We start from the raw sequence: 3,679 nt of genomic DNA, 5'->3' as shown, positions 1-3,679 counted from the left end.
AGGGGATTCGAGGCTAAATTGGTTAAAAATTCGATGTTCCCCCACTTGGTTCCCACTTTATCCCCCAGTTAATTTCTTGCTGTATTGCTTAATGAATTGGGGCAGATATTCTCCCCGTCAATATGAATCAACCCATCAATTTCCAGCTTGTCGAGCCAGCGGGCAAATTTCTTCGCAACATCAAAACCCATGCCGCGCATATCATCCCTCACCAGCGATTTTGTACAGGCTTCACCACTGGCGGTACGAGAGCTAATAGATTGCCACAGCGCGATATGATTGGCCGTCAGGCGCTGAATCCCCGCCAGTTCGGCCTCATAGGGTGAGTCTTCATCAACGCCACCGGGGTGCCAGGTTAATCAATGCTTTGTATTTGCTGATAAAAATCGAGTTCAACGTTGTTTCGTGTACCTAAACGTATACCAATACAGGAAGGTGACACATCAATAAGGATGTTTTCCTGATATTCACTATCACTGAAAAGTAGAATACAAACCTTATTTCAATAGTTCACAGCATTGCCCGAATCTGATAAAAAAGAAAATATGTTTCCGGTAAAGAGTTCGGGCTATGACGTTTGATGAAAAGAAAAAACGTGCATTAAAACTAATGGAAGAGAAAAAAATGTGGCGGAGTAATTATGCCCCTCCGATTCTGCTCTTGTTGTGGAAGCTAGGGTTTCAAATTCCGCCCACACCTTTTGCACCTTTCTGGCTGAATATACTCTGCTTCGGTAGCTTCTTTGGATTTGGGTGGGGCATGGTTATGTGGTTTACCACTTGGAATGCTGTGGGTTACAGCATATCAATGGTATTGCAGATGAGTTTTACTACTGGTTTGTTGTTTGGCTTCTTTATGGCCCTATACCATTACTGGAGAAGGCGGGTAAATAAGTTGCCTGACTGGAATAGTCTTCGTTAAGCGTTAGTGATAGCTAACAAAATGGATGCGTTGTGGTACGCATAATAAGCTACTCCCTCATAAGATTGAGTTGTAATCTCATCACTCTTCTTAACTGATTCCATTCCCTCTACTGATTAGGCATCCGAGCTTTTAAGATTTTTTGAGATAAAGATGCACCTTAAATAAGGCACTATTAACTTAATGCCTGTTTTTAGGTGCATTTAATTGGTGCCAATATCAGCCATACCTAGTTGAGGAGCATGGAGAAATGCCGGTCTAACAGCATCAATATCCTTGCCAGTGACGTCATATTCTTCAAAGTGATTGCGCCACTCTCTAACCACAAGCCGGATCGTTTTAATTTCGTTGACCACCTCAGGTACATGTAGCCTGGCTTCCGCTGGAACACAGAATCTACTATCTTTTTGGGAGGTAAACTTTGCCAGCCAGTAGCTTTCGTCTTCTTGTTGCTGTGGAGGGATGCGATGTATATGTTTCACATCATTCTACATTCCGCTGATTCTGTGTATCGCGAAAGCGCATACCGCCTACAGTGAGAGCCATATCAACTTGTCTTTGCGTATTACTCAGCATATCCTTATAGAAGGAAAGCGATAAATCACAATGGGGGGCGGTATGTTTAAATGGCGTACTGGCAGTGCTAAGTCAAAAGTGGAAAGTGAGTACACCAACAATATGAAAGTTGTTGGAAATGGCGGCGTGTATATCTCTACTGAGGAGTTAGCCGTATTACCTGAAGTAAAAAGAATGCAAAGACTAGCAGAGGAAATAGTAAAAAGGGATCGTGCCACTATTAAAGGATGATATAACTTGCTTGTTTTACTCTTAATCCCAATATTGGTTAGCGGATATATAATTATCTCAGCTAACCCTTATCATTATTATAGACTACACCGCCATGATGGACAGCTATTATATTTGAAAGCTATTGCCTTAGGACTTGGTTGTGTTATCAGTGCATTATTTTTAGATTGTTTACTTAAGCTTTTTTTCGCAGAAGATGAATTAATAAAGTATGTAACTGAAAAAATAAATATATCAGGTGATATCAAAAAAGATATTGTATATGTATGGTTTGTTTTTATATCACTTCTAACATTGATACTGGCCTTTGTTTGGGTGTTTATCATTTTTTTAAAGAATAGTTTGTTAGGATTCTGCTATGGTCACAAATATAAAACATCTTTACTTAGTGCAAGAAAGTTGAGAGTTTTAAAAGAAACCTTTAACGAAGGTTCCTTCGATGCTTTGCTATTTAATGCTATGGAAAGAAAAGATAAACGTTCTGTATTGATAAACCTTGACTCTGGAAAAATTTATGTCGGTCTGATAAATGCTATAGGTGAACCAACAGAAAATGAAGGGCCAAATAGTGATATATCAATACTTCCAATTATGTCAGGTTATCGAGATAAAAACACCCAGCAAATAAAATTCACCAATATATACCCATTAGATACTTCGAATAGAAGCCATAGTATGAACGTTATTATTGATGCTAATGAAGTCACGCATATATCTTGGTTTGACATCGAGAAGTATAATAATATCAACGACGCCGTTACTATTGATGAAAAAGTACCTATCCCAAAAATCGAACAAACTACGAATAAGAAAAATAGTTTGTTCCACCGTTTTTTAATAAGAAATATTAAGGAATCCATCTGGTATGCTATGCCTTGCTTGTTCCTGCGTTATATTGTAGAAAGCGAAAAACCACCTTTTGCAGAAATATCTGTCATGGTCAGCAATCAATATGAGGATGCTGATATCTTGGCTATTGTCCGTGAACGTTTGAAAAAACTTACTAAGCATATCAAGATAAATATTGATAACCTTTAATATAACTACTAACGGACATTAAAAGAATGGCGTAAACTAGATAAAACTTCCCCGAGAAAAATTTAAAAAGAAACTAAGAAGATTATAGGAAAATCTCTATATTAAGTCAGCACGTTTGCACGGTGATCTACCAAGTAGGTATCGCAAACACTATCTGACTCCCGAGGGACGGGATTTATACATGGAGTATTGGAGAGTCTCCGTGATTCGATCGCTAAGGCAAAAATATCATCAAGAGTTAACCGGAACGCTTCGGGGAACTTTGGGGATAATAAGTCTTGCCGTGAAGGTGTCTGGGAATTTCGTATAGACCAGGGGCCAGGTTACAGGGTTTATTACAGCTTGGTTGACGGTGAAGTCGTATTGTTGCTTTTTGGCGGCGATAAGCGCTCGCAGAATGCCGACATCGATCAGGCTATTGTGTGTCTTAACGATTATTTAACGAGGTAATGATTATGGCCAAAGCCCGTTTACATGATGACGCTATGGTTCAGCTTCTTATGGAGGACCCTGAATTCGCGCAAGTATATTTGCATCAGGCTCTTTTGGATATTGATGAGGAAGGAGGGCAAGAAGCCTTTCTGATGGCCCTACGCCGTGTAGTTGAGGCCCGAGGAGGGATGGCAAGTGTGGCTAAAAAAGCGGGTGTATCGAGAGAAACCCTGTACCGGACGTTATCACCTTCAGGCAATCCAACACTAAAAACACTGCTTAGTGTGGTATCTGCAACGGGATTTCAGTTCTCACATATTGCATCGATTACCGCATGATTAAATCTGAAATAAAGGTAAAAAATCAGTTTAACGATCCGGTATTCGAAGTAATTTATTGTATGGCCTTAGGAGGATTTAGTGCTAAGGCCATTTAACAAGAAATAATGTGTCGTTTTGATAAAACCAGTACCAAGCCTAAA

Annotated in this window: 5 protein-coding genes and 2 pseudogenes; 5 read left to right on the top strand and 2 right to left on the bottom strand. The window is 39.6% G+C overall.

Annotated elements, in window-relative coordinates; genetic code table 11:
• Positions 1-68: 68 nt before the first annotated feature.
• A pseudogene (locus YALDO0001_RS19100) lies at positions 69-335 on the bottom strand (hypothetical protein); the annotation flags it as partial.
• Positions 336-570: 235 nt separating this feature from the next.
• On the opposite strand from YALDO0001_RS19100, the gene YALDO0001_RS19095 reads away from it, so the two are divergent.
• Complete coding sequence (locus YALDO0001_RS19095; protein ID WP_042840614.1) at positions 571-921, top strand: DUF6404 family protein; 351 nt, start codon at positions 571-573, stop codon at positions 919-921.
• A 203-nt stretch (positions 922-1,124) separates the two neighbouring features.
• Here YALDO0001_RS19095 and YALDO0001_RS19090 read toward each other — a convergent pair whose 3' ends face one another.
• Positions 1,125-1,403 (bottom strand): hypothetical protein, encoded by a 279-nt coding sequence (locus tag YALDO0001_RS19090; protein ID WP_042840612.1) that lies wholly within the window; start codon positions 1,401-1,403, stop codon positions 1,125-1,127.
• Positions 1,404-1,539: 136 nt separating this feature from the next.
• Between YALDO0001_RS19090 and YALDO0001_RS19085 the strand changes: the two genes are divergently transcribed.
• The 4 genes and pseudogenes from YALDO0001_RS19085 (at position 1,540) to YALDO0001_RS19065 (ending at position 3,536) form a co-directional block, all read left to right on the top strand.
• Positions 1,540-1,728 carry a hypothetical protein gene (locus tag YALDO0001_RS19085; protein WP_156168261.1) on the top strand — a complete coding sequence of 63 codons (189 nt, stop codon included), beginning with the start codon at positions 1,540-1,542 and terminating at the stop codon, positions 1,726-1,728.
• A gap of 6 nt (positions 1,729-1,734) precedes the next feature.
• Entirely contained in the window at positions 1,735-2,766 is a 1,032-nt protein-coding gene (locus YALDO0001_RS21615; RefSeq protein WP_071986429.1) for a hypothetical protein, read from the top strand.
• Positions 2,767-2,947: 181 nt separating this feature from the next.
• Positions 2,948-3,216, top strand: a pseudogene (locus tag YALDO0001_RS19070) (type II toxin-antitoxin system RelE/ParE family toxin).
• Positions 3,217-3,221: 5 nt separating this feature from the next.
• Entirely contained in the window at positions 3,222-3,536 is a 315-nt protein-coding gene (locus YALDO0001_RS19065; RefSeq protein WP_042840615.1) for an addiction module antidote protein, read from the top strand.
• The last annotated feature ends 143 nt before the right edge of the window (positions 3,537-3,679 follow it).

It is taken from the genome of Yersinia aldovae ATCC 35236 (assembly GCF_000173735.1).
In the GTDB taxonomy this organism is placed as follows: domain Bacteria; phylum Pseudomonadota; class Gammaproteobacteria; order Enterobacterales; family Enterobacteriaceae; genus Yersinia; species Yersinia aldovae.
The sequence above is the reverse complement of the archived record's forward strand: the minus strand, read 5'-3'. Positions and strand labels throughout refer to the sequence as shown.

What these genes read in the sequence shown, in the direction of transcription:
- YALDO0001_RS19095 (WP_042840614.1), top strand. Translation starts at nt 571, where the DNA reads ATGACGTTTGATGAAAAGAAAAAACGTGCATTAAAACTAATGGAAGAG.
- YALDO0001_RS19085 (WP_156168261.1), top strand. Translation starts at nt 1,540, where the DNA reads ATGTTTAAATGGCGTACTGGCAGTGCTAAGTCAAAAGTGGAAAGTGAG.
- YALDO0001_RS19065 (WP_042840615.1), top strand. Translation starts at nt 3,222, where the DNA reads ATGGCCAAAGCCCGTTTACATGATGACGCTATGGTTCAGCTTCTTATG.